20 protein-coding genes are annotated in these 25,313 nt (G+C 32.0%); 10 read left to right on the forward strand and 10 right to left on the reverse strand.

Translation table 11 applies throughout. From position 1 onward, the window contains the following. Positions 1–55: 55 nt before the first annotated feature. The 4 genes from V8G56_RS11475 to V8G56_RS11490 form a co-directional block, all read right to left on the reverse strand. Positions 56–961, reverse strand: coding sequence for an EamA family transporter (locus V8G56_RS11475; RefSeq protein WP_395438594.1), 906 nt, complete (start codon positions 959–961; stop codon positions 56–58). A 40-nt stretch (positions 962–1,001) separates the two neighbouring features. Then, positions 1,002–1,748: a polyphosphate kinase 2 gene (ppk2, locus tag V8G56_RS11480; RefSeq protein WP_395438595.1), complete on the reverse strand. Its 747-nt coding sequence runs from the start codon at positions 1,746–1,748 to the stop codon at positions 1,002–1,004. Positions 1,749–1,797: 49 nt separating this feature from the next. Beyond that, on the reverse strand, positions 1,798–2,247 hold the full coding sequence (locus V8G56_RS11485; protein ID WP_331628644.1) for a cold-shock protein: 450 nt from the start codon (positions 2,245–2,247) through the stop codon (positions 1,798–1,800). A 193-nt stretch (positions 2,248–2,440) separates the two neighbouring features. Next, entirely contained in the window at positions 2,441–3,991 is a 1,551-nt protein-coding gene (locus V8G56_RS11490; RefSeq protein WP_395438596.1) for a DEAD/DEAH box helicase, read from the reverse strand. A 161-nt stretch (positions 3,992–4,152) separates the two neighbouring features. Here V8G56_RS11490 and V8G56_RS11495 point away from each other — a divergent pair, with 161 nt between their 5' ends. After that, entirely contained in the window at positions 4,153–6,459 is a 2,307-nt protein-coding gene (locus tag V8G56_RS11495; RefSeq protein WP_395438597.1) for a S9 family peptidase, read from the forward strand. Positions 6,460–6,530: 71 nt separating this feature from the next. On the opposite strand, the gene V8G56_RS11500 is transcribed toward V8G56_RS11495, so the two are convergent. The 3 genes from V8G56_RS11500 to V8G56_RS11510 all read right to left on the reverse strand — a co-directional run bounded on the left by V8G56_RS11500 (position 6,531) and on the right by V8G56_RS11510 (position 10,290). Continuing rightward, positions 6,531–7,199: a hypothetical protein gene (locus V8G56_RS11500; protein ID WP_395438598.1), complete on the reverse strand. Its 669-nt coding sequence runs from the start codon at positions 7,197–7,199 to the stop codon at positions 6,531–6,533. Between the two features lie 624 nt (positions 7,200–7,823). After that, positions 7,824–8,237, reverse strand: a complete 414-nt coding sequence (locus V8G56_RS11505) for a 3D domain-containing protein (protein ID WP_395438599.1) — start codon at positions 8,235–8,237, stop codon at positions 7,824–7,826. 49 nt (positions 8,238–8,286) lie between these two features. Beyond that, positions 8,287–10,290, reverse strand: coding sequence for an alpha-ketoacid dehydrogenase subunit alpha/beta (locus V8G56_RS11510; RefSeq protein ID WP_395438600.1), 2,004 nt, complete (start codon positions 10,288–10,290; stop codon positions 8,287–8,289). Between the two features lie 133 nt (positions 10,291–10,423). Here V8G56_RS11510 and V8G56_RS11515 point away from each other — a divergent pair, with 133 nt between their 5' ends. From V8G56_RS11515 to V8G56_RS11535, 5 genes are read left to right on the forward strand one after another with little or no spacing between them, the layout of a single operon-like run. Then, positions 10,424–11,374: an isopenicillin N synthase family dioxygenase gene (locus tag V8G56_RS11515; RefSeq protein ID WP_395438601.1), complete on the forward strand. Its 951-nt coding sequence runs from the start codon at positions 10,424–10,426 to the stop codon at positions 11,372–11,374. 24 nt (positions 11,375–11,398) lie between these two features. Further along, positions 11,399–11,728, forward strand: a complete 330-nt coding sequence (locus V8G56_RS11520) for a translation initiation factor (protein ID WP_395438602.1) — start codon at positions 11,399–11,401, stop codon at positions 11,726–11,728. Between the two features lie 3 nt (positions 11,729–11,731). Next, positions 11,732–12,673, forward strand: a complete 942-nt coding sequence (locus V8G56_RS11525; protein WP_395438603.1) for a DUF1835 domain-containing protein — start codon at positions 11,732–11,734, stop codon at positions 12,671–12,673. Beyond that, complete coding sequence (locus V8G56_RS11530) at positions 12,663–13,526, forward strand: nucleoside phosphorylase (protein WP_395438604.1); 864 nt, start codon at positions 12,663–12,665, stop codon at positions 13,524–13,526. Before V8G56_RS11525 ends, V8G56_RS11530 begins: the two co-directional genes overlap by 11 nt. A gap of 4 nt (positions 13,527–13,530) precedes the next feature. Beyond that, positions 13,531–14,385, forward strand: coding sequence for a substrate-binding domain-containing protein (locus V8G56_RS11535; RefSeq protein ID WP_395438605.1), 855 nt, complete (start codon positions 13,531–13,533; stop codon positions 14,383–14,385). Positions 14,386–14,390: 5 nt separating this feature from the next. Here V8G56_RS11535 and hutH read toward each other — a convergent pair whose 3' ends face one another. Further along, positions 14,391–15,899, reverse strand: a complete 1,509-nt coding sequence (hutH, locus tag V8G56_RS11540) for a histidine ammonia-lyase (RefSeq protein WP_395438606.1) — start codon at positions 15,897–15,899, stop codon at positions 14,391–14,393. 125 nt (positions 15,900–16,024) lie between these two features. Here hutH and V8G56_RS11545 point away from each other — a divergent pair, with 125 nt between their 5' ends. Further along, a complete protein-coding gene (locus tag V8G56_RS11545) occupies positions 16,025–17,074 on the forward strand; it encodes a TlpA family protein disulfide reductase (RefSeq protein ID WP_395438607.1) in 1,050 nt (349 codons plus the stop codon). Positions 17,075–17,106: 32 nt separating this feature from the next. Here V8G56_RS11545 and V8G56_RS11550 read toward each other — a convergent pair whose 3' ends face one another. Both V8G56_RS11550 and V8G56_RS11555 read right to left on the reverse strand, forming a co-directional pair. Next, on the reverse strand, positions 17,107–18,654 hold the full coding sequence (locus tag V8G56_RS11550; RefSeq protein ID WP_395438608.1) for an NAD(P)H-hydrate dehydratase: 1,548 nt from the start codon (positions 18,652–18,654) through the stop codon (positions 17,107–17,109). Between the two features lie 153 nt (positions 18,655–18,807). Next, positions 18,808–20,091, reverse strand: coding sequence for a T9SS type A sorting domain-containing protein (locus V8G56_RS11555; protein ID WP_395438609.1), 1,284 nt, complete (start codon positions 20,089–20,091; stop codon positions 18,808–18,810). A gap of 552 nt (positions 20,092–20,643) precedes the next feature. Between V8G56_RS11555 and thrA the strand changes: the two genes are divergently transcribed. From thrA to thrC, 3 genes are read left to right on the forward strand one after another with little or no spacing between them, the layout of a single operon-like run. Next, positions 20,644–23,088: a bifunctional aspartate kinase/homoserine dehydrogenase I gene (thrA, locus tag V8G56_RS11560; protein WP_395438610.1), complete on the forward strand. Its 2,445-nt coding sequence runs from the start codon at positions 20,644–20,646 to the stop codon at positions 23,086–23,088. A 4-nt stretch (positions 23,089–23,092) separates the two neighbouring features. Further along, positions 23,093–24,016 (forward strand): homoserine kinase, encoded by a 924-nt coding sequence (locus V8G56_RS11565; protein WP_395438611.1) that lies wholly within the window; start codon positions 23,093–23,095, stop codon positions 24,014–24,016. Further along, the gene (thrC, locus tag V8G56_RS11570) at positions 24,017–25,312 is read left to right on the forward strand and encodes a threonine synthase (RefSeq protein ID WP_395438612.1); all 1,296 of its coding nucleotides are present in this window, start codon (positions 24,017–24,019) and stop codon (positions 25,310–25,312) included. The last annotated feature ends 1 nt before the right edge of the window (position 25,313 follow it).

The raw sequence follows: 25,313 nt of genomic DNA on the forward strand, positions 1-25,313 counted from the left end.
TTTTATTGATATAAAAAAGAGCAAAATTAGTTTAATTTTATTCTCAAAAAGCAGATTATCTTAATGTTCTGATATTTTTTTTTGAGGTAATGAAATAGACGCCTGTTAATAATACAGCAGCAGCAAGTATAGATTGTCCCGTTATCGTTTCATCAAGAACAAGCCATCCCAACAATAATGCTATAACTGGATTTACATAGGCTGAAGTCGTAACTTTTTCTGTAGAAACTACTTTAAGCAAATAATTAAATGATGTAAACGCCACAATACTTCCAAATAACACTAAAAGACTCATCGATATTTTTACCGGGGTAGTCCATAGAAATGGTGACATCCATTCTTCACCAATAATAAAACTAGTAATACCCAATATAATACCTCCTGAAAGCATTTGATATCCCGTATTTATAAAAAAATTAGAAGGTAATTCTGCCTTAGCCACAAACAAGCTACCAAAACTCCAGCTTATCACACAGGTAAAAATCATCATGATTCCTAAAACAGTGTTTTCCTGAAACACCAATTCCTTTTGACTCACCAATAAATACATTCCAATAATTCCCAGAATAATGCCAATAACTGACATGCCTTTAATTTTTTTACCGTCAAGCATCCTCATAAGAATCAATACAATTAAAGGCTGAGTTGAGGCTAGAAGTGCTCCAAAACCACTGTCAACATACCTTAAAGCCCAAACAAAAACACCATTACCATAGGCTAAAAACAAAAAACCAGCGATAATACAATTAATGATTTGTTTTTTATTGATTGCCAAACTAAGTTTCATGAACTTGGCTATGACAAAAATTAAAATTCCAGCCGTAATAAAACGTATTGAAGCTAAAAAAAGAGGAGAGATTTGTGTTACGGCTATTTTGTTTAATAGATAAGTTGAACCCCAAATAACATAAATAGCAATAAAGGCTAATACAATAAGTACCGTTTTACGAGGTAAGCCCATAGAATAAATTTCAAAGAATTAATTTGATAAATTTAGATATTTAAACTTCATTAAATATCTCGGTAACAATATTCGTATCTAAAGTAAGGCGTTCTCCAGTTTCTCCTTTTTTGTTATAATCAAGTTTATTGACCACATAACGCATCACCTCTTTTCTGGCAACATCACGCTCATTTCCCTTAACAACAATCCAAGGAGAATGGGGTTTAGCTGTTTTTTTGAACATGGCTTCTTTGTAAAAAGTGAATTCTTCCCATTTAGATTGTGCTTGCACATCTACACTACTTAATTTCCATTGTTTTAGTGGATTATGTACGCGATCCTCAAGTCGTCGCTTTTGTTCTTCAGCATCAATTGAAAACCAAAATTTAAAAACATGAATCCCATCTTGAATAAGCATTTTTTCTAATGAAACCACTTGGCGATTGAATAAATTATATTGCTTTTTTGAGCAAAATCCCATGACAGGTTCTACTACTGCCCTATTATACCAACTTCTATCAAATAATACTATTTCTCCTGGGCTTGGTAAATGCTCAATATATCTTTGAAAATACCACTGTCCTTCTTCCTTTTCTGTTGGTTTTGAAAGTGCCACCACTTTAAACAAACGCGGGTTCAAAAAACGAATAAAACGCATAATGGCACCTCCTTTTCCGGCAGTATCTCTACCTTCAAATAAAATAAGGATGCGCTGATTGGTCTCTTTAATATGCTGCTGTAACCAAACTAGTTCTGTTTGTAAATTGATATATTCTTGATCTTGTTCTAGAAGATGTAAGGCCACTTAACGATTTAGTTTTATTTAATAACTAATGGAAGTCGAGAATAAAAATTTAGATTTTTTTTACGCGAACCGCATTCATTCCTTTTTGACCTCTTTCAAGTTCATATTGAACCTTATCATTTTCCTGAATGTCTTCAAGTAAACCGCTTACGTGAACAAAATATTTTTCTTGTGACTCACTATCGATAATAAAACCAAACCCTTTAGACGAATCAAAAAAGGATACTTTTCCTTTTCTAATTGGGTCTTCTTCTTCTCTATCTTCTTTTTTGGGAACACCAATTTCTATACTTTCAGCTTCCACTTTTACCTTCAGTGTAGGATCTGGTGGTGTATCAGTTAAGTTACCATTGTAATCTACATAAGCAAATTGAATACCTTGAGGGTTTTCTTTTGATTCCGCTTTTCTAGCATCTTTTTTCTTTTGCTTTTCTTCTCGTTTCTTTAGGCGTTTTTTTTCTTTTTCAATTTTATTAAACGTCACTTGCGATTTTGCCATTTTTTATATTTTCTTGCTTTAAATTAATACTTGTTTTTTATGCGAATTTAATTTTTTATAAAATTTTGAACGAGAAACTTTTACGTAATAAAAAAATTATACAAAATTACCTTAACATGCTTATATGCTGTAAAGGTAGTGTAAATTTTAAGTATCTAAAAATTAGTATAATAAATTTAAATAGGAACTATTGTTATTCTTTAGGAGCGTAACCATGTATAGATTCAAAAATCTCATCAAAATTTGAACGTAAATAAGCATTCAACTTTTTTCTATACTCCCCTTTAAGCCATTCTACAAAATTAAAAGTGCTTTTACTGATACATTTTGTATACCTGTTTATTCTAAAATCTATATCCTCTCCAAGTAATTTAGCTAAGGCCAAAGCATCATAAACATCTTCACTGTTTTCAATACATATTTTAGCATGTTGCGCAATAGAACGTTCTAATACAACTTTTGAAGATTCTCCGTTTCTTATGGAATTAATATAGGTTTCATGGATGTTGAAGCTTACTTCTTCAGATTTTGAAAACTCTTCTCTTAATGCATCGGGCATTTCATATCTAAAGTTACTTTCTAGCTCTTCATCGTTTAATAAAGAATCTAAATAATAATTTGGAGACCTGAAGATGCGTTGCCAGTCTAAACTATCGCCCCAAGGACCAAAGCGATAGAAATTATTCCCTAAGTCAATAACATCAAACTCTTTTTTGTTTTTTAAGATACGGGAGCCACGACCAATCATCTGATAATACAAGGTTAACGATTTGGTAGCTCTGTTTAAAATAATACTTTCTACAGTGGGTTCATCAAAACCAGTAGTTAAAATACTAACAGAAGTTAAAATAGCATCTGGTGTTTTTTTAAACCATCTCAAAATAAAAGCTCGTTCCTTTTTAGTATTTGTGTTATCTAAATGGGCAATTGGATAACCTGCTGCCCTAAAAGTATCATAAACATGTAGAGAAGTGTTAATACCATTGTTAAAAATCAGTGTCTTTTTCCCTTTGGACCGCTCTTCATAAGCACTTAATAGCTTTGTAAGCATGTCATTATCTGTATACAAATCTTCAGAAGACTTCACTGTATAATCACCATTAGCACCCACAACCAATGAGGTTAAACCTACATTATAAGTAAACATATTGGCCCTTGACAAAAAGCCGTTTTCTATTAATGATTCAATAGATTCACCAACAATTAATTCATCATAATTATCAGTCATTGGTAATTCTATACTAGAACTTAATGGTGTAGCAGTAACACCTAATACAAATGATTTACTGAAAAATTTAAAAAGTTTCGTAAAAGAATTATAATGAGCTTCATCAATGATAACCAAACCAATATCTGAAATATCCAATTTGTCGTCATTAAGACGATTATTAAGCGTTTCAACCATGGCCACAAAACAGCTGAATTCATTTTGGTCATCCAACTTTGCTTTGCTGTCAATAACTTTATTCAAAACACCAAATTCTGAAAGCACTGAAGACGTTTGCTTGCAAAGCTCAATTCTATGAGTCATCACCAATACCTTTTTATTGTGATGCTTCAAGTATTGCCTTACAATTTCAGAAAATATAACCGTTTTTCCCCCACCAGTAGGTAATTGATATAATAAATGATAATCGTCTGGAGCTTCTTCAAACAACTTGAAAATTTGATTAATAGCTCCCTTTTGATATGCGTATAATTCCTTACCCTCTTTTCTTTCTTCTAAATCAGTCTTTTTTGACATATCGGCATTTTGATTGCGTGCAAAAATAACATCTTTAAAGGGTTTATAACGAATGATTAATCGTTTTTTTATTTTTATGTAACAAAAAAATAAAAGTTGCTTCTAATAAATCAACTAATAACAGTTAATAATATTAAATTAATTTAAAACCAAGCTGTAATATGAAAAATTCTATTTTAAAAATTATTACCACCTTTATTCTTTTTGTTGGTTTAGTGTTTCAAGTAAATGCTCAAATTATTTCAGGCTCATGGAAAGGAACCTTAGAGGTTCAAGGAACGCAAATCCCACTTGTTTTTGATGTAAGTGAAGAAGCTGGAGTCTTTTCTTCCACTATGGATAGTCCTTCTCAAGGAGCCACAGGAATACCAATGGATGAAACAAAATTTTCTGAAAGTACCATAACTATTATATCCAGTAAAATAGGTATAAAATATGTAGGAACTTTGGTAGACAATACTTTGACTGGTACATTTTATCAAGCCGGCATGGAACTTCCGTTAAACCTTGAAAGAACTGAAAAAGTGTTGCCTGGCAATATATCATTACCTACATCAAAAGAAGACTTGGACAAGCTTGCTAATTGGAATGCTGAAAATTTTAAGTATTCAGTTGAAGATTATTTTGCAAAACCCAAAGCAAGATCTTTTAGTTTTTCTCCTAATGGCTCCTATATGTCATACAGTGAAAAGGATGAAAATTTAAAAAATCATGTGTATGTCAAAAATTTAGAAACGGGAGAAGTTAAACGTGTTATTGAAGAAAAAGAGGAGCTTATCAGAGGATTTGGATGGGCAAATGATATTAGATTAGTTTATATCATGGACAAAGGAGGTAATGAAGACTATCATTTATTTGCTGTTGATATTGATGGCAATAACCAAAAAGAATTAACGCCTTTTGACGGTGTAAAAGTGGAAATTTTAGAAGGGTTAAAGGAAGATAAAGATCATATGATCATATCAATGAATCAAAACAATCCTCAAATATTTGAACCGTATAAAATCAATATTATTACCGGAGAATTAAATCAGTTATATAAAAATGAAGATGCTGAAAATCCTATTATGGGATATGTATTTGATAAAGATGGAAATCTGAGAGGATTTTCAAAATTAAAAGACGGTGTTAACATTGAACTTTATTATACTCTTGACGGAACAAGCTATGACTTAAAAAAGCAATTAAGCTGGAAAGATGCCTTTTCAATTAATAGTTTTAATTATGCCTCTAAAAATCCTCATGAAGCCTATGTGTCATCAAATCTTTTTAGCGATAAATCAAAAATCTATTTATATGATTTAAAGGAAGATAAAATTATTAAAGAATTATTTTCAAATGACAATTATGATGTTTCTGGTTTGAGTTTGTCTAGAAATAGAGGTTATGAATTGGATTACTTCAGTTATGAAGGAGATAAAAATGTTATTGTTCCTGTGAGTAGTTATTACAAAAAACTGCACGAAAGAATAACTTCTAAGTTTCCGAATTACAACTATACTATCGCCGATGCAACAGATGACGAAAGTAAATATTTAATCTTTCTTCAAAGTGATAAATTATATGGGGTCTATTATTCTTATGACGCCAAAAAAGATGAGTTTCAGTTACTATATAATTTAATGCCACAATTGGTTGAAAAAGATATGGCTGAAATGCGACCAATTACTTTTACAAGCAGAGATGGAAAAACAATTCATGGCTATATAACGCTTCCTAAAGAAGCTTTAAACGGAGAAAAAGTTCCTGTTATTGTAAATCCACATGGTGGCCCTCAAGGAATCAGAGATTCTTGGGGATTTAATCCAGAAGCACAATTATTTGCAAGTCGCGGTTATGCTACCTTACAAGTCAATTTCAGAATATCTGGTGGCTACGGTAAAGCGTTTTTGGAATCTGGATTCAAAGAAATAGGCAGAAAAGCCATGGATGATGTGGAAGATGGTTTACAATATGTAGTTACTCAAGGTTGGGTAGATAAAGATAATGCTGCTATTTATGGAGGAAGCCATGGAGGCTATGCCGTTTTGAGAGGTCTCACAAAAACACCTGATTTATATGCTTGTGGTGTAGATTATGTAGGTGTTTCAAATTTATTCACTTTTATGAATACAATCCCACCTTATTGGAAACCTTACTTAAAGATTATAAAAGAAATTTGGTATGATGAGTCTATTCCAGAAGAAAAAGTTATTATGGAAGAAGTCTCTCCTGTTTATCAAATAGATAAAATTAAAAAACCTCTATTTGTAATTCAAGGCGCCAATGATCCAAGGGTTAATATTGATGAATCTGATCAAATAGTGAGTGCCCTAAGAAATAAAGGATATGATGTGCCTTATATGGTAAAATATGATGAAGGTCATGGCTATGGAAAAGAGGAAAATAGAATTGATCTTTATAAAGCAATGATGGGTTTTTATGCAAAGCATTTAAAAAAAGAAATAATACAACCTTTAAAAGATTAACTAACAATTAAAAATGATAAAAAAAAAGCCTCTTAAAAAGATTAAGAGGCTTTTTTTTATTCATTCAAAAACTATTCTTTAACAATAATAATGGTTGCTTTTACATTTACCGCAAGAGCCCAATAATTGGATGTAATAACGTTTTGCTGATCATCAACCACTTTAAAAAAGGCCGTATTAGGCATAAGATATCCCTCTGTTAAAGCTAAAAAATCAATTTTATTAAAACCTTCTTTTAGATCAAGTTTAAAACCTTGACTTGCATTTGTTAACATAATTCGAGGATTTATAATGTCATCATTTACTGAAACATTAATATAATCGCCATCTTGCTCACCGTAATCACTATACATAACGTAAACATATTTAGATTTTGTAGTAAAATCGCCAAAATATTGGTCGGTTGTACTTCCTTTTGAACCTAAATACATTTCTTGTTTAATAGAGGCCATGTTTTTACTTAATCTCTTTTCATATAACTCTCCTGGATTACCAAAAGTTTCTCCAAACATTGAAAATTCCTTTTTAGGTAAATTGAATTCTGAATTTGCTTTAGGACTATTTAATCCACCAAAATTATTATCTGATTTTGGATTTGAAGGAAACAAAATACTTGAATTAGCTGTATCCTTTTTACTTTCAATAGCCGGGATTGGTGTAGATTTTTTTTGACTATCAATTTGAGCATTGAGAGACAAGGATAAACAAAAAATGAATATATAAATAAAATGAATTTTCATAAACTATAATAAATATGTTATTTCAACATAATCTGTATGGATCTTTCAAATTAATGAACAAATATATTTCTTTAAATAAACAGTATCCATTCTTCTTAAGATATTTTACATTCATTTAACAATAATCATTCCTAAAAAATGGAATGTATTCAAATTATAGCAGAAATCCTCTCCTATTTTAAAGTAAAACGTTAAATTTTGTTAATTTATTATTATGTTATACATAGTACTGTAACATTTTTTATTTCATGTCGTCTATATAGTATAATCAATTAAAAAACAATAATCATGAGAACATTAGACAGCAATCAATTAACAGAATCTTTAAAAAATTCAAAAAAGTACAACTGGAATTGTAAAAGACGTTTCAGGTAAATATCATCAAAAAAAACAATCAATCAAAAAAATTAAAACGCAATCAATTATGAAAACTTTGAACAGCAATCATCTAATATCCGCTTTAAGTAATACAAAAAGTTACAATTGGAATAAAAAAAGACGTTACAGATAAGTAGCGTCTTTTTTTTATCGTCAATTAAAATGTCATTGGTATGGAAATAATACCTAAAATATATAGAAAAATTATCTCCAGATTTAATTTACATGAACATTAACCGCTACCTCTTATAAAGAATCAGACTTTTTTAGCATTCCATATTCAATAGTCACTTTTTTTCTTCCCCATTCTCTTGCCGCTTTAACGTCAATACCCATATAAATATCTATACGATTTTGCCAACGAGAGTGCATTCTATCCTTAACTAAATAAATGCCTTCCAAGCCATTTATTTTCACTGGAGTGTTATGTCTTAATCCCTTTTTTATCAAATCATTTGAAACCGCTATATATTTCATGCCAGGCTTTAAACTATCACCGTAAGCTGTAATATGAGGATTTGAGTCAGTTTGACTTTTTAAAGAGTTATAGGCGGTTGCAGTCACTTTAATAGTATGCCATGTATATTTTTTTTCAAAATCATCTTTACAACTACTCAAAAATAGTACACAGAAAACTAATCCATAAAATCGTAAAAACATGTATGTATCGTTTTAATTACGATACAATATACGTTTTATACCATAAAATTTAATAAGCCAGCAATGATTTTAATTCTACTTCAAAACTATTTTTAGACAAATATTGCTCTTCTAACTGCTTAATAAAAGGAATGGGTGTTTCCATACTAGCCACTCGTTTAACAGGAGCATCAAGACTTTCAAAACATTCTTCCATAATTAATGCAGAAATATCACTTGCAATTCCACCAAACAAGGTGTCTTCTTGAAGTATAATAACGCGTCCTGTTTTTTTTGCTGAAGCAATAATAGTTTCCGTATCTAAAGGTTGCAGCGTTCTTAAATCAATGACATCAGCATCAATATCTTTATTTTCATCTAATACTTCCAATGCCCAGTGAACCGCTGATCCATAAGAAATAACGGTTACTTGATTCCCTTTTCTTATAATTGAAGCTTTTCCAAATGGCAATGTATAATACCCTGAAGGAACCTCTTGCCTGATGCTTCTGTATAAACCTTTATGTTCAAAAAATAATACTGGATTAGGATCATTAATTGCGGTTGCCAACAATCCTTTGGCATCATAAGGAAAAGCGGGATAAACAACTTTTAAACCAGGGGTTTTAGTAAACCAGGCTTCATTTGTTTGAGAATGAAAGGGGCCTGCACTAACCCCTGCACCGCAAGGCATTCTGATGACTACATCTGCCTCTTGATTCCATCTGTAATGTGATTTAGCCAAATAATTTACTATTGGATTGAAACCAGTAGAAACAAAATCTGCAAACTGCATTTCTACAACACTTTTTATACCAGCAATTGAAAGCCCCATGCCCACTTCAATAATAGACGATTCACAAATGGGTGTATTTCTAACTCTTTTCTTTCCGAATTTTTGTAAAAATCCTTCTGTTATTTTGAATGCGCCTCCGTATTCAGCAATATCTTGACCCATAATAATTAAATCTTCATGGACATCCATACTGCTTTCTAAACTCTCAGAAATAGCATCTATAAAACGTATTTCTTTAAGTTCTGAATCACTGTTAACTTCCTGATATATAAATGGTTTATACACATCATTTAATTCTTCTCTTTTGTTTGGTACAATCAATTCTTCATCAAAAGCGAGTTTCAAATGTTCATTAATTTCATGAACAATAGCACCTTCAATAGCACTTTCAATTTCCTCATTTATGATGCCTTCCTTTTTTAAAAAGGTTTGAAAATTCCTTACAGGATCCTTTTTTGCCCATGCATCCATGAGGTCTTGAGGAACATATTTAGTCCCACTGGCCTCTTCATGCCCTCTCATTCTAAAGGTTTTAAATTCCAATAAAACAGGTCTGGGATTTTGTCTTAAACTTTTAGCTAATTCATTAACCTTTGTATAAACTTCAAGAATATTATTCCCATCAATGATGTGGCTTTCTATTCCATACCCAATACCCTTATCTGCTATATGCTCACATTTGTATTGTTCATTAGTTGGTGTTGATAATCCATAACCATTGTTTTCCACACAAAACATCACTGGTAATCCCCAGACAGCGGCCACATTTAAAGCCTCATGAAAATCGCCTTCACTTGTTCCTCCTTCTCCGGTAAAAACCGCAGTGACTTCATTTTTATTTTTTAATACACTGGCTAATGCTATGCCATCTGCTACTCCAAGTTGTGGACCTAAATGGGAAATCATTCCAATTATTTTGTATTCCTGAGTTCCAAAATGAAAAGATCGATCTCTCCCTTTTGTAAAACCAGAGGCCTTTCCTTGCCATTGACTGAACAATCTGTATAAAGGAATTTCTCTCGTTGTAAAAACACCTAAGTTTCTGTGCATCGGTAAGATATATTCTTCCGGATTTAAAGACATGGTTACTCCTACCGAAATGGCTTCTTGCCCTATTCCAGAAAACCATTTACTTATTTTTCCTTGACGCAATAAAATAAGCATCTTCTCTTCTATTAATCTTGGCTTTAATAAATTTTTGTAAATCGCTATTAAGGTCTCATTATCAATATTTTGTCTATTATAATGAATATTATTTAATAAGGAAGATGAACTCATAAATGGGTGTTTAATTATCGTATCAAATATACCATAAAAAGGCAATTTGTTTGAATCAAGTTAAATAAATAATGATATCTGCACCTTACATTGTTTTTGTACATTTGTATTGTATCCAATAAAACAATAAATAATGAATAGCATTCCAAGCGTTAACTTAAAGGATTTTATTTCGGGAGATAATGAAAGAAAACAACAGTTTGTTAAACAAATAGGCAAAGCCTATGAAGAGATTGGTTTCGTAGCTTTAAAAGGGCACTTTTTGGATGAGACATTAGTTGAAAATCTATATACAGAAGTAAAGAATTTTTTCAATTTACCTCTTGAAATCAAACAAAAATATGAAATACCAGGAATTGGTGGCCAAAGAGGTTATGTGTCTTTTGGAAAAGAAAGTGCCAAAGGAAAAAAAGAAGGCGATTTAAAAGAGTTTTGGCATTTTGGACAATATGTGGAAAACAATCCAAAATTAGAAGCTGAATATCCTTCAAATGTCATCGTTGAAGAGCTTCCTAAATTTAATAAAGTTGGAAAGGAGGCCTACAGAATGCTTGAGAAAACTGCTAAATATGTTTTACGTGCCTTGGCGTTGCATTTAGGTTTAGAAGAAACTTATTTTGATAATTACATAATAAATGGTAACTCTATTTTAAGACCCATACATTATCCGCCAATCACTCAGGAGCCTAAAGAAGCTGTCAGAGCAGCGGCCCATGGTGACATCAATTTAATTACCTTACTTATGGGTGCCCAGGGAAGAGGTCTACAAGTAAAAAATCATAAAGGTGAATGGATAGATGCCATTGCTGAACCTGATGAGCTCATGATTAATGTTGGTGATATGCTTTCCAGACACACTAATAATAAATTAAAATCTACTATTCATCAAGTCATTAATCCACCCAAAGAATTATGGGGCACCTCAAGATATTCCATTCCATTTTTTATGCATCCTATCAGTGATATGAAATTAGATGTTTTGGAAGGTTGTATAAATGAAAATAATCCAAAGGCCTTTGATGATATCACTGCCGGTGAATTCTTAAATGAACGATTAATTGAACTAGGTCTGATTAAAAAATAATTCAATTTATAGCAATACACTATTATGGATTTGCAAGATCAATTAAAAAATTTGTTCCCTGAACATATTCAGGAGGTTCCTTCAGATAAAACAGAAGACCAAAATAGTATATGGTTGCAGGACGAGCCCATTATTTGTAAATATGAAAAACGCAAAGGGAAACCAATCACTATTTTAGAAGGATATACTGGTGCAAATGAAGATTTTAAACTTTTAGCCAAAGAAATAAAACAAAAATTAAGCGTTGGCGGCAGTTTTAAAGATGACAAAATCATCATTCAAGGTGATTACCGTGATAAAATCATGCAAATGTTAAAAGACAAAGGGTTTAACGTAAAACGTGTGGGAGGATAATTAATGTCTGAAAAAACACTTCATATTACTAACGGAAGTATTTTGACTGGTATTCTAAAAGAATTAGACTACAGCGGAGATATCCTTACCTGGGAAGAAATGTTATGCGAAGGCCCTACTATGTCGAACATAAATTCTGATACTTTTTTAAAAAAACGCGCTTCTTTTTTCAATGCTTTTTATGACATTGAATTAGATATTAAAGAAATTAAAGGAGAATTAATGGTTCTTGATCATACTGAAAAGTATGACGAAATCATTCTATGGTTTGAATATGATTTATTCTGTCATATAAATATGCTTGGCGTTATTAAATTATTAAGTCAAAAGAAAATTGGATTACCTCTTTATTTAGTTTGTAGTGGTAGAATTGAAGGAGAGAAAAACCTAAAAGGTTTAACAGAATTATCTCCTGTGCAACTTCATAAACATTTTTCTGAAAAAATAAAATTAACTACTGAAGATATTGAATTAGCAAAAAGTATATGGAATATCTATTGCGGTAAAGATCATAACCTATTAAAACCTTATATTGTTAAAACTTCAAATTTTAAATATTTAAATAATTGCCTTAAAGCACATTTAAAACGTTTTCCTGATTCTAAATCTGGACTTGATGTTTTAGAACAAAATCTTTTAGAAATTGTTAAAGATAATGACATTAAATCTAAAAATCAGCTTCTAGGCTATGCTTTAAATTATCAGGGTTATTATGGATATAGCGATATTCAGTTCAACAGAATTATTAATAAGCTTAGTCTTTTTATTATATTTGACGAAAACAGACTTTCACTTAACCGCAAAGGTCATGAAGCCCTTTTGGGCAAGTATAATTTTGCTTATGAATTGAATAACAATATTACATTTGGAGGTGTTAATAAACTTGATTTTCACTTTAATAAACAAGAAAATAAACTCATTAAAACAATACGCAATGCCCATTAAAGAATCTGAACTCATTTTAAATAAAAATGGAAGCGTTTATCATTTAAATTTAAAACCTGAAAACATAGCTGAAACCATCATTTTGGTAGGAGATCAAGACCGAGTTGAAAAAATTTCAAAATATTTTGATGCTGTTGATTTCAAAACACAAAAGCGAGAATTCAAAACGCATACTGGCACCTATAAAGGAAAACGTCTTTCCGTAATTTCTACTGGAATTGGTCCAGACAATATTGATATTGTTTTAAATGAGTTGGATGCTCTTGTAAACATTGATTTAAATACCAGGCAACCCAAAGAAAAATTAACCCGTTTAAATATTGTAAGAGTGGGAACCTCTGGGTCTCTGCAAAATGACATTCCTGTCGATTCTTTTGTATTGAGCACACATGGATTGGATCTAAACGCCATGTTACATGCTTATCAAATAGACCCGGTAACAAATCCAGAAATTGAAAATGCTTTCATAACACACACTAATTGGAACCCCAATAAAGGAAGACCTTTAATCATTAATAATGATACTAGTTTAGAAAAAAAGTTGGGTAGCAACAAAACCTTCATAGGAGTAACTGCTACAGCCGGTGGCTTTTATGGACCACAAGGGCGTGTATTACGTTTACCTTTGCAAGACCCAGAATTAAACCATAAAATTGATTCTTTTCGCTTCAATGGTTTGAGAATAACTAATCTTGAAATGGAAACTTCCGTTATTTATGGACTTTCAAAATTATTAGGCCATAAAGCCCTGTCAATTAATGCGATTATTGTAAACAGAGCCAACGGAACTTTTAGCGAAAATCCAGGGCTAGTGATTGAAAATCTTATAAAATATACTTTGGAAAGGATTTAGTATAATGATTGAAATTAATATTGGTGGCGTACCTGAACACTTTAATCTTGCATGGTATTTAACTCTTAAAAATGGAGAATACAAAAACGAAGGTATTAACTTGCGTTGGAAAGATTACCCCGGTGGCACAGGCGAAATGTGTAAAGCACTTAAAAACAAGGAAATAGACTTGGCAGTTGTTCTAACTGAAGGTATTATTAAAGACATTATTGAAGGTAATGCCGTTAAAATTATTCAGACTTTTGTGCAATCACCTTTAATCTGGGGTATACATGTTGCAAACGATTCACCTTATAAAAAAATTGAAGATTTAAAAGGAACTAAAGCGGCTATTAGCAGATATGGTTCAGGTTCCCATTTAATGGCTTATATAAATGCTCAAAATAATCATTGGGATTTAAAGAAAGACCTCAAGTTTAAAGTCATCAATAATTTAGAGGGTGCTATTGAAGGATTAAGCAAGGGAGCCGCTGATTACTTTTTATGGGAAAAATTCACCACAAAACCTATTGTAGATGAAGGTGTTTTTAGATGTATGGGTCATTGCCCAACGCCATGGCCTTGTTTTGTAATTGCGGCAAGAGAAGACTTTATAAAATCGAATAAAAAAAATATTCAAACCATCTTAAACATCATCAACAAATCTACGGCAGTATTTAAAGATATTCCTGATATAGACCAGACAATAGCAAAGCGTTATGGTCAAAAAATTGAGGATGTACAAGAATGGTTATCACTCACAGATTGGTCTCAAAATGTTATCGATGAGCAAACCATCTCAAATACCCAAAAACAGCTTTTTGACTTAAAAATTATTTCAAAAATTGTCCATTATGAGGATTTAATCTATAAGTTATAAATTCATTAAAATAACTCCTCACTATCAATGTCTAAGGATTGAATGAAATCAATTGAAGTATTGATGTCATCATGTAAAACTCTGTCATCCGTTACAAAAGAGATGTCTTTTCTGTATATTTTCAATATAGATTCAATAAATTCAGAAGATTTTAATGGCGTTCTAAAAAATAAAGCTTGTGAGGCATTAAATAATTCTATAGCCAAAATGCGTTCCACATTATTTACCAACATATAGGCTTGCGTAGCTGCATTAGCACCCATACTCACATGATCTTCCTGACCGTTTGAAGACACTATAGAATCAACACTTGCAGGCGTTGCTAATTGTTTGTTCGCACTTACAATACTTGCTGCCGTATATTGAGGAATCATAAAACCAGAATTTAAACCGGGATTATTAACTAAAAATACTGGCAAACCTCTTAATCCTGATACTAATTGAAAGGTTCTCCTTTCAGATATATTTCCTAATTCAGCCATGGCTATTTTTAAATAATCAAAAGCTAATGCCAAAGGCTGACCATGAAAATTTCCTCCTGAAATAATTTTGTCTTCCTCCACAAAAATATTAGGATTATCTGTGACTGAATTAATTTCAGTCATAAACGTTTTAGTTACAAAACTTAAAGTGTCTTTAGAAGCGCCATGCACCTGAGGCATGCATCTAAAAGAGTACGGGTCTTGAACATGTTTTTTTGGTTGATTGATTAAATCACTCCCTTCCAAAAACTCCCTTATTCGTTTGGCTGTTTCTAATTGACCGTTATGAGGTCTTACTAAGTGAACCAATTCATTAAATGGCTCTATTCTACCGTCAAATGCATCTAATGACATACTGCCAATCAAATCTGCTAAATAAGCCAGTTTATGTGATTTCAAAATTATATAAACCCCATAAGCACTCATAAATTGAGTTCCATTTAGAAGAGCCAGTCCTTCTTTTGATTGTAAAGAAATAGGGTGCCATTCAAACTGATTTTGAACCTCAGAAACAGACAACTCTTTTCCTTTAAAAACGACATTTCCTTTTCCAATTAAAGGTAGAGATAAATGTGCTAAAGGCGCTAAATCACCGGAAGCACCTAAGGAACCCTGTGTATAAACAATTGGTAAAATATCATGGTTATAAAAATCAATCAGTCTTTCAATGGTTTTTAATTGAATGCCACTATGACCATAGCTCAAGGATTGTATTTTAAAAAGCAGCATTAATTTCACAATCTCATCTGGTACACGATCTCCGGTCCCACAGGCGTGAGACATGACTAAATTCTCTTGAAGTATGGTGAGATTCTCTTTTGATATTTTTACATTATACAAGGCACCAAAACCAGTGTTAATACCGTAAATAGGTTTATTCTGACCTTTTAGTTTATTATCTAAATAAGCTCTGCACTTATTTATTTTTACAATAGATTCTTCTGAGAGTTGTAGTCTTTTTTGTTCAGATATAATACGTTTTATGGTAGTTAAATCCAAAACTTTTGAAGAAATGATATGATAGGGATTCATTGAATATTTTAATTTAATCCAAAAGTCTACATTCCGTATAAATTACACAACAAATGTTAATAATTAATAAATTTATCTGCTTAAAACTTAGAAATATTTATTTTTACGTTATAAAATAAATAAAAATGAAAAAAACTATTTTGTTATTAAGCGTTTTAGGGATTTTAGCCTGTAAAAATGAACCTAAAGATTATGTATTATTTACAGGAAAAATAATTGATAAAAACAGTGACAGCATCGTTATTAGCAATAGAGAATATACTAAAACCATTAAAGTAAATGAAGACGGCACCTTTAGTGACACCTTAAAAGTGGCGGACGGAAAATATAACTTTTACGATGGTGGAGAAAGTACCACACTGTTTTTGAAAAACGGGTATGAATTAAACATGAATTTAGATGCTAAAATGTTTGATGAAACCATAAGTTATTCAGGTATTGGTGCAGAAACCAATAATTACCTGGCTAAAAAAGCGCTAATGCAGGAAACAATTTACCCGCCAAGTTTGTTTGATTTTGAAGAGCCAGAATTTAAATCGAAAATTTCAGATATTAATGCTTCATTAAGTGATTTTTTAGAATCAAATAAAGCTATTGATACTGCTTTATATGCCTCTGAAAGAAGCGAAATTGACCAGTTCATGGATGAAATGTTAGGTTACTACTCCAAGCAAAAGGAATATAAAGAAAAGAGAGCTGCAGAATTTGCAGATTTATTAGGAATCCCATCTCCTGCTTTCGTTAATTATGAAAATTACAAAGGCGGAACAAGTTCCTTATCAGATTTTAAAGGGAAATACGTGTATGTTGATGTCTGGGCAACTTGGTGTGGTCCGTGTAAAGCTGAAATACCTTCGTTAAAAGAAATCGAAAAAAATTATCATGGAAAAAACATAGAATTCGTGAGTATTTCTGTAGATAATGGCAGAGGGTATAAAGAAAAAACCGTAGAAGCTTCAAAAGAAGGTTGGAAAAAAATGATTGCTGAAAAGGAAATGGGCGGCACACAATTATTTGCCGATAAAGCTTGGGAATCAGATTTTACAAGAGGTTTTAAAGTGAATAGTATTCCTAGATTTATTTTAATTGGTCCTGACGGAACAGTTGTTAATCCAGATGCTCCGAGACCTTCAAGTCCAAAACTCTTACAACTTTTTAATAGTTTAGAACTGTAAGAAATAAAAAAAGCTGCTAATAGCAGCTTTTTTTATGCATCATCTTTATGTTTTTCTGAAGATGTTTCAGGTTGTTTAAATAAATCCATATAAGCCGCTCCTAAATACTCAATTACATGGCTAGCGATTAAACTTTGATAGCCATAGTCTTCAACAGCAATATCTGCAGATTTCCCATGCAAATAGACTCCAAAAACAGCGGCAGATAAAGGATTGTAACCTTGTGAAATTAATCCTGTAATAATTCCAGTTAATACATCACCAGAACCTGCTGTGGACAACCCCGGATTTCCGGTAGCGTTGATGTAAAATTTATTTTCAAAAACTGTAATTGTATTAGCACCTTTTATCACTAAAACAACTTTATGTTTATTTGAAAATTCTTTAGCCTTTTCTAATTTTTCAAAATCATGACTCCATGTTCCTATTAACCTTTCTAATTCTTTAGGATGCGGTGTTAAAACGGTTTCCTCTGGTAATAACTCCAAAAAATGAGGATGATTGGATAATATATTCAAGCCATCCGCATCAATAACCATTGGCACTTTATTAGTTTCTAATAAAACCTTAAATGCCTCCACAGTTTTCATATTGACCCCTACGCCTATTCCAAAAGCAATGACTGAAGGACTAAAATTAAATTCAACATTAGTAATATAATCATCATTTGCATCGGTAATCACCATGGCTTCAGGAAATGAAGATTGTAATACTTGATATCCACATTTCGGAATAAAAGCGGTCACTAAACCAGCGCCGGCACTTAATGCGCCTCTACTTGCTAAAGTTACCGCACCCATTTTACCATAGCTACCTCCAATTATTAAACTATGACCAAACTGCCCTTTGTGAGAAAATTTATCTCTAGGGATATAAATTGGAATAGCTTCGTACTTTCCAATTAAATTAAATGTTGTGTTTGTGTTTGTCAAAAATTCAGAATCCAAACCTATATCCAAAACTTCCCAATTGATAGTAAATTTACCCGTTTTAGGCAAAAAGAATACTAATTTCGGTGATGCAAAACTCAAGGTATAAGATGCCAAAACAACACAGTCGTCATCTAATGGGATACTATCAGTCTGCAGGCCAGACGGAATATCAATTGATAACGTAAAGGCTTTTGATTTTCTAAGATGAATAAATAATTTTTTTACCCAATCCGCAACAGGTCTGTTAAGGCCAATACCAAAAATAGCATCTACAATAACATGATCTTGTTTGATTTCTGGAAAATCATCCTGATTATGCACAAATTCAGGCCACTTTTTAGTTATATTTTTAACTCTGTCATAATTAATTAAAAAATCTTTGCTTCGTTTATCACTATAATTTACAATGTAGGTTTTAACATTATAACCTTCTAAAATCAAGTGTCTTGCCAAAACCATTCCGTCTCCACCATTATTTCCAATACCACAGAAAATATGTATTGGCACCTGTGCTCCTTGCATTCTCAGATTTATCCAATTGAAAATTTGAGTACCAGCTCTTTCCATTAAATCTGTAGAAGATATTTTTTGACGCTCAATGGTTAGCTGATCGCCTTCATAAATTTGTTCTTTAGAAAATAGTTTCATGGATTGTAAAGAGATTTAAAATAAAATATAGAATTCATGTTTTTGAATGGAGAAAATAAAGCTACAATTTAGGCAATAAAAAAATCCTTAGCTAAATTTCATCTAAGGATTTGAGTAAATTTTTTTAAAAACTGAAAGAAGCCCTTAAAATATCTATTCTTTAATAAACTTTATTATTTCAAAATTTTCTAATTTTAAAAGATACATGCCTTTAGTCAGTGATTTCACCTCTATTTTATCATCATTTGTTACGGTACCTCGCTTTACTTGTTTTCCCTGCATATTATAAATAGTATAATTTTCAGATTCGGCTAAACCAGAAAGACTTATATAATTAGTTGAAGGGTTTGGGTATGTTTTAATTTTTGCTTTAAAATCAATTTCTATATCCTGAAGGTCATTGGTATCTATAGAACTTAGACTTCCATAAGATACCCCCTTTGAATTTTTAGCATAAGTTCTGATATAATAGATGGAGTTTGCTAATAAACTTTCTAATTCATAACTAAAAGAACCTATTCCACTGCCAAGGGTTATTTTATTATCAGATATTGTTGGAAGACTCTCAGAGGTACTGTAAACTATTCCTTTTTCAGTGACATCATCCCCTCTATCATCGGTAACATCTCCACTTATATCTATTTGCTTTGTATAATTATTTAATACAGAACTGCCGATAACCACTGGCGCCCCTGCTTCTATACTAGTTGACCCTCCTTTTAGACTAATAATATAATTATCAAATTTTGTAATTCTGTGACCACCAAAAGCAAAGTAGGCGTATATTATTTTAGAGTTAGCCATTGCCTTATTTTGAACTTTCCATGTTTTGGTTTCAATCGGATCATTAGGATTTATAAGAGTTCCATCTTCATTGGATGGATATATGTTAACTGTCATATCAAAATAACTGTTGCCTAACAAATCAATTGATAAAACCGCTAAATACCATTTATCTGGAGACGTGCTATTTAACACATCGGGGTTAGTCCATTTACCAGATTCAGCAGTTAATCCACTATTAAAAATAAAGCCACCACCATGCACAGAAATCCCTAGACCTGCATTTGGAGCCGCATAGAAATGATGTGTTGCCTTAGGGTTTGAAGTAAAACCAAAACCACCATAACCACTGTTATACTCACTTTTAAAATATGTTTTAAATTCATAATGAGCACCTTTCCCAGAGATGGAGTAACCTTGTTTAGATGTAAAAACCTCATCGGTTTCACCTAATACATTTACAGTACCAGAACCACCTATTCCATCTTTCTGACCCTGTGTGATAAGTTTAGAATTACCACCTTGTGTAAAATCAGTCTGTAACTGATTTGTAGTATTAAAATCAAATACATTAGTGACTTGTGCCTGGATAGAAAAATAGCTTAAAACCAAAAGAACTATTAAACTATAACTTTGAAGGGTTTTTGATGTCATTTTTAGGATTATATAATTAACGCATACAAATATAGAATTTTTTTGATACAAAACACACTTAAACGTTATATTTTTACACTTTATCGAATAAATACTAGAATATATTCAGTATATTCTTACTTTTTTATTAAAAAATAAAATTTTACTCGCCAAATGAGTTTAGAAAATTGTGAATTTTGATTAAAGTGAAATGATTAATATAATAGGAGACTTATTTAATTGTTATCATTTTTTTATTTAACAATCAATTAAGTTCATTTTATTCTACGAAAAAAGCCTCATAATAAGAATACCGTAAAAAAATAAGTTTAGTTTTTTTATAAGTATAATTGTAATACTTTTGAAGAGTATTTTTCTAAAAAATGAATCATTTAAACCAAAATCCAACTCATTTACGTTCCTTTTCAGCAAGAGGAAATACTTCTATTTTTGTTACAACTACAGTTATTACTACCCTTTGGGGTTGATAATCATATATACTTCAGGCCATTTTCGTAATTTATTAAAATTACCACTATAAAAATATTTTATTAAAACATTAACTCATTACAAATGAAAGTTTTAAAATTTGGCGGAACATCGGTGGGTTCTGCAAAAAATATAAATAACGTCATTGATATTCTCAATTCTTACGCAGAAAAAGATACTATCATATGCGTAGTTTCTGCAGTTGGTGGTATCACTGATAAATTATTACTGGCTGGTAGCTTAGCTAAAAATAAAGACGCTGGTTTTTCTAAAACTTTTAATACCATTAAAGAAATTCATTTAGATATTATTAAAGAATTAATACCTTTTTCAAATGAAACAATCTTAAATGTAATTAGTGATAAATTAGAAACACTCAACAGTTTATTAGAAGGTATTTATCTTATTAATGAATTATCTCAAAAGACATCGGATAAATTAACCAGCTATGGCGAGTTACTATCATCATATATCATAGCGGAAGCAATGAAGTCCAGAGGATTGTCAGCGGAATTAAAAAATTCTCAGGAATTGATTATCACTAACTCCAATTTTACAAAAGCCGACGTAGATTATAAGCAAACTAATAAAAATATCCGGGAGTATTTTAAATCAACTAAGCAAAAAATTACTATTTGTCCTGGATTCATTTCACATTCAAAAACAGGCGAACAAACCACCTTAGGTAGAGGTGGTTCAGATTTTACAGCTGCCATTGTTGCAGCCGCTTTAAAAGTAGAACAGCTGGAAATATGGACCGATGTTAGTGGTATGTTCACAACCAACCCAAAATTGGTAAAACAGGCCTATCCCATTGAAAAATTATCTTATCAGGAAGCCATGGAATTATCGCACTTTGGGGCCAAAGTATTATATCCACCAACGGTGCAGCCAGTTCTTGACTTAAACATTCCAATTCATATTAAAAACACTTTAGATCCGGAGTCAGTTGGAACAATTATCTCCAATAATCATATCAATTCAGGTATACCGGTTAAAGGCATTAGCAATATTAACAACATTGCCTTGCTTACACTTCAGGGAAGCGGCATGATTGGAATTCCTGGCTTTTCAAAACGCTTATTTGAAACCTTATCTCAAGAAAAGATCAACGTCATTTTAATCACACAAGCGTCTTCTGAACATAGTATTTGTATAGGAATTGATGATAAAGATGCAGACGTAGCAAAAAGCGCTATTGATACTACTTTTGAAAACGAAATTGCCTTAAATAAAATTGATCCAATTATTGTTGAAGCTGGTTTATCCATTATTGCACTGATAGGTGATAATATGAAAAACCATCAGGGCATTAGTGGAAAAATGTTTAGTTCTCTTGGAAAAAATAATATCAACATAAGAGCAATTGCTCAAGGGGCTTCAGAAAAAAATATCTCAGCGGTCATCCTTCAAAATGATGTAAAAAAAGCTTTAAACTGCTTACATGAACAATTCTTTGAAATAAAAACCAAACAGTTGAATGTTTTTATTACGGGTGTTGGAAATGTTGGAGAAAGACTTATTGAACAGATCAAACAACAAAAAAAATATTTAAAAGAACAATTAAAAATCAGCTTACATGTTGTTGGTTTATCAAATTCCAGAACGATGGTTTTTGATGATGATGGGTTAGATTTAAATACCTGGAAAGAACAATTGCAAAAAGGAGAAAAGGCCAGTTTACAAGGGTTCCTTGCCCAAATAAAAACGCTTAATTTAAGAAATAGTATTTTTGTTGATGTTACTGCTAATGAAGAAGTAGCCGGTTTATATCCAGAGTATTTAAGACAAAGTATTGGTGTTGTGGCCTGTAATAAAATTGCCTGCTCAAGTAATTATGAAAACTACAAATTATTAAAAAGATTATCTTTAAAATACAATGCCCCTTTATTATTTGAAACTAATGTGGGTGCAGGTTTACCAATAATAGACACCTTAAACAATTTAATAGCTTCAGGTGATAAAATCACATCCATTCAAGCAGTGTTATCTGGAAGTTTGAATTTTGTTTTTAATAATTTTAATAATTCAACTACCTTTCATGAGGTGGTTAAACAAGCACAGGTAGAAGGTTACACAGAGCCCGATCCGCGTATTGATTTAAGCGGTGTAGACGTCGCGAGAAAAATATTAATTTTAGCCAGAGAAAGTGGTCTCGAAATGGATTTGGAAGCTATTGAAAATACGTCCTTCTTAACAAAGGCTAATTTGGAAACCAAATCGGTTGATGATTTTTATAAATCTTTGATTTCAGATGAAGCACATTTTCAAAAATTGTACGCTTCAGCCCAGTCAAAGAATTGTCAGTTGAAATATGTGGCTCAACTAAACAATGGAAAAGCGAGTGTTGGTCTACAGGAAATTCCAGAAGGGCATCCGTTTTACAATTTAGAAGGAAAAGATAATATCGTGATGTTTTATACACAACGTTATCCTGAACAACCAATGATTATAAAAGGTGCTGGTGCTGGTGCTGATGTAACAGCCTCAGGGTTATTTGCAGACATAATACGCATTGGAAACAAGTAAGAGTATGAATGAAATTAAAATATTTTGCCCAGGAACCGTATCTAACGTTGCATGCGGGTTTGATGTGCTAGGTTTTTGTCTGGACAAGGTTGGTGATGAAATGATTATCAGAAGAACCTCTAAAAAAGGTATTTATATCACTAAAATTGAAGGCTATGATTTGCCTTATGAAACAGAAAAAAATGTCGCTGGCGTTTCTGCTTTAGCTCTTATTGAAGACGCCAAACCAGATTGTGGTTTTGAAATAGAAATCTACAAAAAAATTAAACCGGGAAGTGGTATTGGTAGCAGTGCAGCTAGTGCAGCAGGCAGTGTTTTTGGAATTAACGAGTTATTGGGCAGGCCTTATAACAAAAAAATACTTACCTATTTTGCTATGAAAGGTGAAGCTATTGCAAGCAAATGTGAGCATGCTGATAATCTGGCACCAGCTATTTTCGGAGGCTTTGTATTAGTTAAAAGCATTACTCCTTTAGAAATCTTACAATTGCCAACTCCGGATGATTTATATGTTACGGTAATTCACCCACAAATTGAAATAAAAACGGCAGAAGCCAGAGCTATTTTACCAAAAGAAATTCCACTACAAAAGGCCATTACACAATGGGCCAATTTAGGGAGTTTGGTACATGCCTTACACAGCAATGATTATGATTTAATCAGTAAATCACTGCACGATGAGATTATAGAACCCTACCGAAGTCAATTAATTCCGCATTTTAGTGATGTTAAAAAGGCCGCGTTAAAGGCAGGTGCTCTAGGATGTAGTATATCAGGTTCTGGACCTTCTATTTTTAGTTTAAGTAAAGGAATTAAAACAGCTAAAGATGTGGAAGTTGCTATTAATAATATATATAAAACTACTGGAATTGAATTTGACATGTTTGTCTGTAAGATCAATACAGAAGGAATGAAAATAATAAGTTAAATGAACTATTACTCACTCAATAAATTAGCGCCAAATACCTCTTTTAAGGAAGCCGTAATAAAAGGATTGGCTCCGGATAGAGGCTTATATTTTCCTGAGAGCATGACGCCTTTGGACAAAACTATTTTTGAAAATATAGATGATTTATCTTATACAGAAATTGCCTTTTTAGCCATCAAACAATTTGTTGCTCCTGAAATACCTGAAACGGTATTAAAAACCATTATTGAAGAAACTTTATCATTTGATTTTCCTGTGGTCCCATTAAATGAAAATATTTCTACGTTAGAACTATTTCACGGCCCAACCATGGCTTTTAAAGACGTTGGGGCTCGCTTTATGGCACGTTGTTTAGGGTATTTCAATAAAGACAACAACAATTTAGTTACTGTATTAGTAGCTACTTCTGGTGATACAGGAGGTGCAGTAGCTAATGGCTTTTTGGGAGTCAAAGGTGTGAATGTGGTAATCCTATATCCTAGCGGAAAAGTGAGCGATATTCAGGAAAAACAACTGACTACCTTGGGTCAAAATATTAAGGCTCTGGAAGTTCAGGGTACGTTTGATGACTGTCAGGATATGGTCAAGAGAGCCTTTCTTGACGAGCAATTAACCGGTCAAATGCAGCTTACTTCTGCTAATTCCATCAATGTGGCAAGATGGTTACCGCAATTATTCTATTTTTTATTTGCGTACAAACAATTACATTACAAGCATAAGAACATTGTTTTTTCGGTACCAAGTGGCAATTTTGGTAATGTTTGTGCAGGTATGATAGCACAACAATTAGGTCTGCCAGTATCTCATTTCATTGCTTCAAACAACGAAAATAAGGTAGTTACTGAATTTCTAAATACGCAGTTATACCAACCAAAACCATCCATTCAAACCATTAGTAATGCGATGGATGTTGGCAATCCCAGCAACTTTATAAGAATACAGGAAATTTATAATAATTCCTTTGAGACTTTAAAGGATAACCTGTCTTCCTACAGTTTTTCAGATGCAGAAACCAAATCAGCGATAAAGGAAATTTATACAAAATTCAACTATGTTGCAGATCCGCATGGCGCCGTGGGTTATTTAGGTTGCAAAGCTTATTTAAAACAACATCCTGACGCGCATTGTGTGTTTTTAGAAACGGCCCACCCTACTAAGTTTTTAGACGTTGTAGAAGAAGTGATCAAAGAAAAACAACCCTTACCTGATCAGATACAAGAAGTAATGGGCAAAGAAAAGGTCTCTTTCAAAATCAGTACCTATGAGGAATTAAAAGCTTTTTTATTAAATAAATAGT

The organism is Gaetbulibacter aquiaggeris (assembly GCF_044003965.1).
Taxonomy (GTDB): Bacteria; Bacteroidota; Bacteroidia; order Flavobacteriales; family Flavobacteriaceae; genus Yeosuana; species Yeosuana aquiaggeris.

Excerpts from the sequence above, each read along its gene's own strand:
- V8G56_RS11490 (WP_395438596.1), bottom strand. The coding sequence starts at position 3,991 with ATGTCAAAAAAGACTGATTTAGAAGAAAGAAAAGAGGGTAAGGAATTA.
- V8G56_RS11565 (WP_395438611.1), top strand. The coding sequence starts at position 23,093 with ATGAATGAAATTAAAATATTTTGCCCAGGAACCGTATCTAACGTTGCA.
- V8G56_RS11550 (WP_395438608.1), bottom strand. The coding sequence starts at position 18,654 with ATGAAACTATTTTCTAAAGAACAAATTTATGAAGGCGATCAGCTAACC.
- V8G56_RS11520 (WP_395438602.1), top strand. The coding sequence starts at position 11,399 with ATGGATTTGCAAGATCAATTAAAAAATTTGTTCCCTGAACATATTCAG.
- thrA (WP_395438610.1), top strand. The coding sequence starts at position 20,644 with ATGAAAGTTTTAAAATTTGGCGGAACATCGGTGGGTTCTGCAAAAAAT.
- V8G56_RS11535 (WP_395438605.1), top strand. The coding sequence starts at position 13,531 with ATGATTGAAATTAATATTGGTGGCGTACCTGAACACTTTAATCTTGCA.
- V8G56_RS11485 (WP_331628644.1), bottom strand. The coding sequence starts at position 2,247 with ATGGCAAAATCGCAAGTGACGTTTAATAAAATTGAAAAAGAAAAAAAA.
- hutH (WP_395438606.1), bottom strand. The coding sequence starts at position 15,899 with ATGAATCCCTATCATATCATTTCTTCAAAAGTTTTGGATTTAACTACC.
- V8G56_RS11495 (WP_395438597.1), top strand. The coding sequence starts at position 4,153 with ATGAAAAATTCTATTTTAAAAATTATTACCACCTTTATTCTTTTTGTT.
- V8G56_RS11545 (WP_395438607.1), top strand. The coding sequence starts at position 16,025 with ATGAAAAAAACTATTTTGTTATTAAGCGTTTTAGGGATTTTAGCCTGT.
- V8G56_RS11515 (WP_395438601.1), top strand. The coding sequence starts at position 10,424 with ATGAATAGCATTCCAAGCGTTAACTTAAAGGATTTTATTTCGGGAGAT.
- V8G56_RS11530 (WP_395438604.1), top strand. The coding sequence starts at position 12,663 with ATGCCCATTAAAGAATCTGAACTCATTTTAAATAAAAATGGAAGCGTT.
- V8G56_RS11525 (WP_395438603.1), top strand. The coding sequence starts at position 11,732 with ATGTCTGAAAAAACACTTCATATTACTAACGGAAGTATTTTGACTGGT.
- thrC (WP_395438612.1), top strand. The coding sequence starts at position 24,017 with ATGAACTATTACTCACTCAATAAATTAGCGCCAAATACCTCTTTTAAG.
- V8G56_RS11475 (WP_395438594.1), bottom strand. The coding sequence starts at position 961 with ATGGGCTTACCTCGTAAAACGGTACTTATTGTATTAGCCTTTATTGCT.
- V8G56_RS11505 (WP_395438599.1), bottom strand. The coding sequence starts at position 8,237 with ATGTTTTTACGATTTTATGGATTAGTTTTCTGTGTACTATTTTTGAGT.
- V8G56_RS11500 (WP_395438598.1), bottom strand. The coding sequence starts at position 7,199 with ATGAAAATTCATTTTATTTATATATTCATTTTTTGTTTATCCTTGTCT.
- V8G56_RS11555 (WP_395438609.1), bottom strand. The coding sequence starts at position 20,091 with ATGACATCAAAAACCCTTCAAAGTTATAGTTTAATAGTTCTTTTGGTT.
- V8G56_RS11510 (WP_395438600.1), bottom strand. The coding sequence starts at position 10,290 with ATGAGTTCATCTTCCTTATTAAATAATATTCATTATAATAGACAAAAT.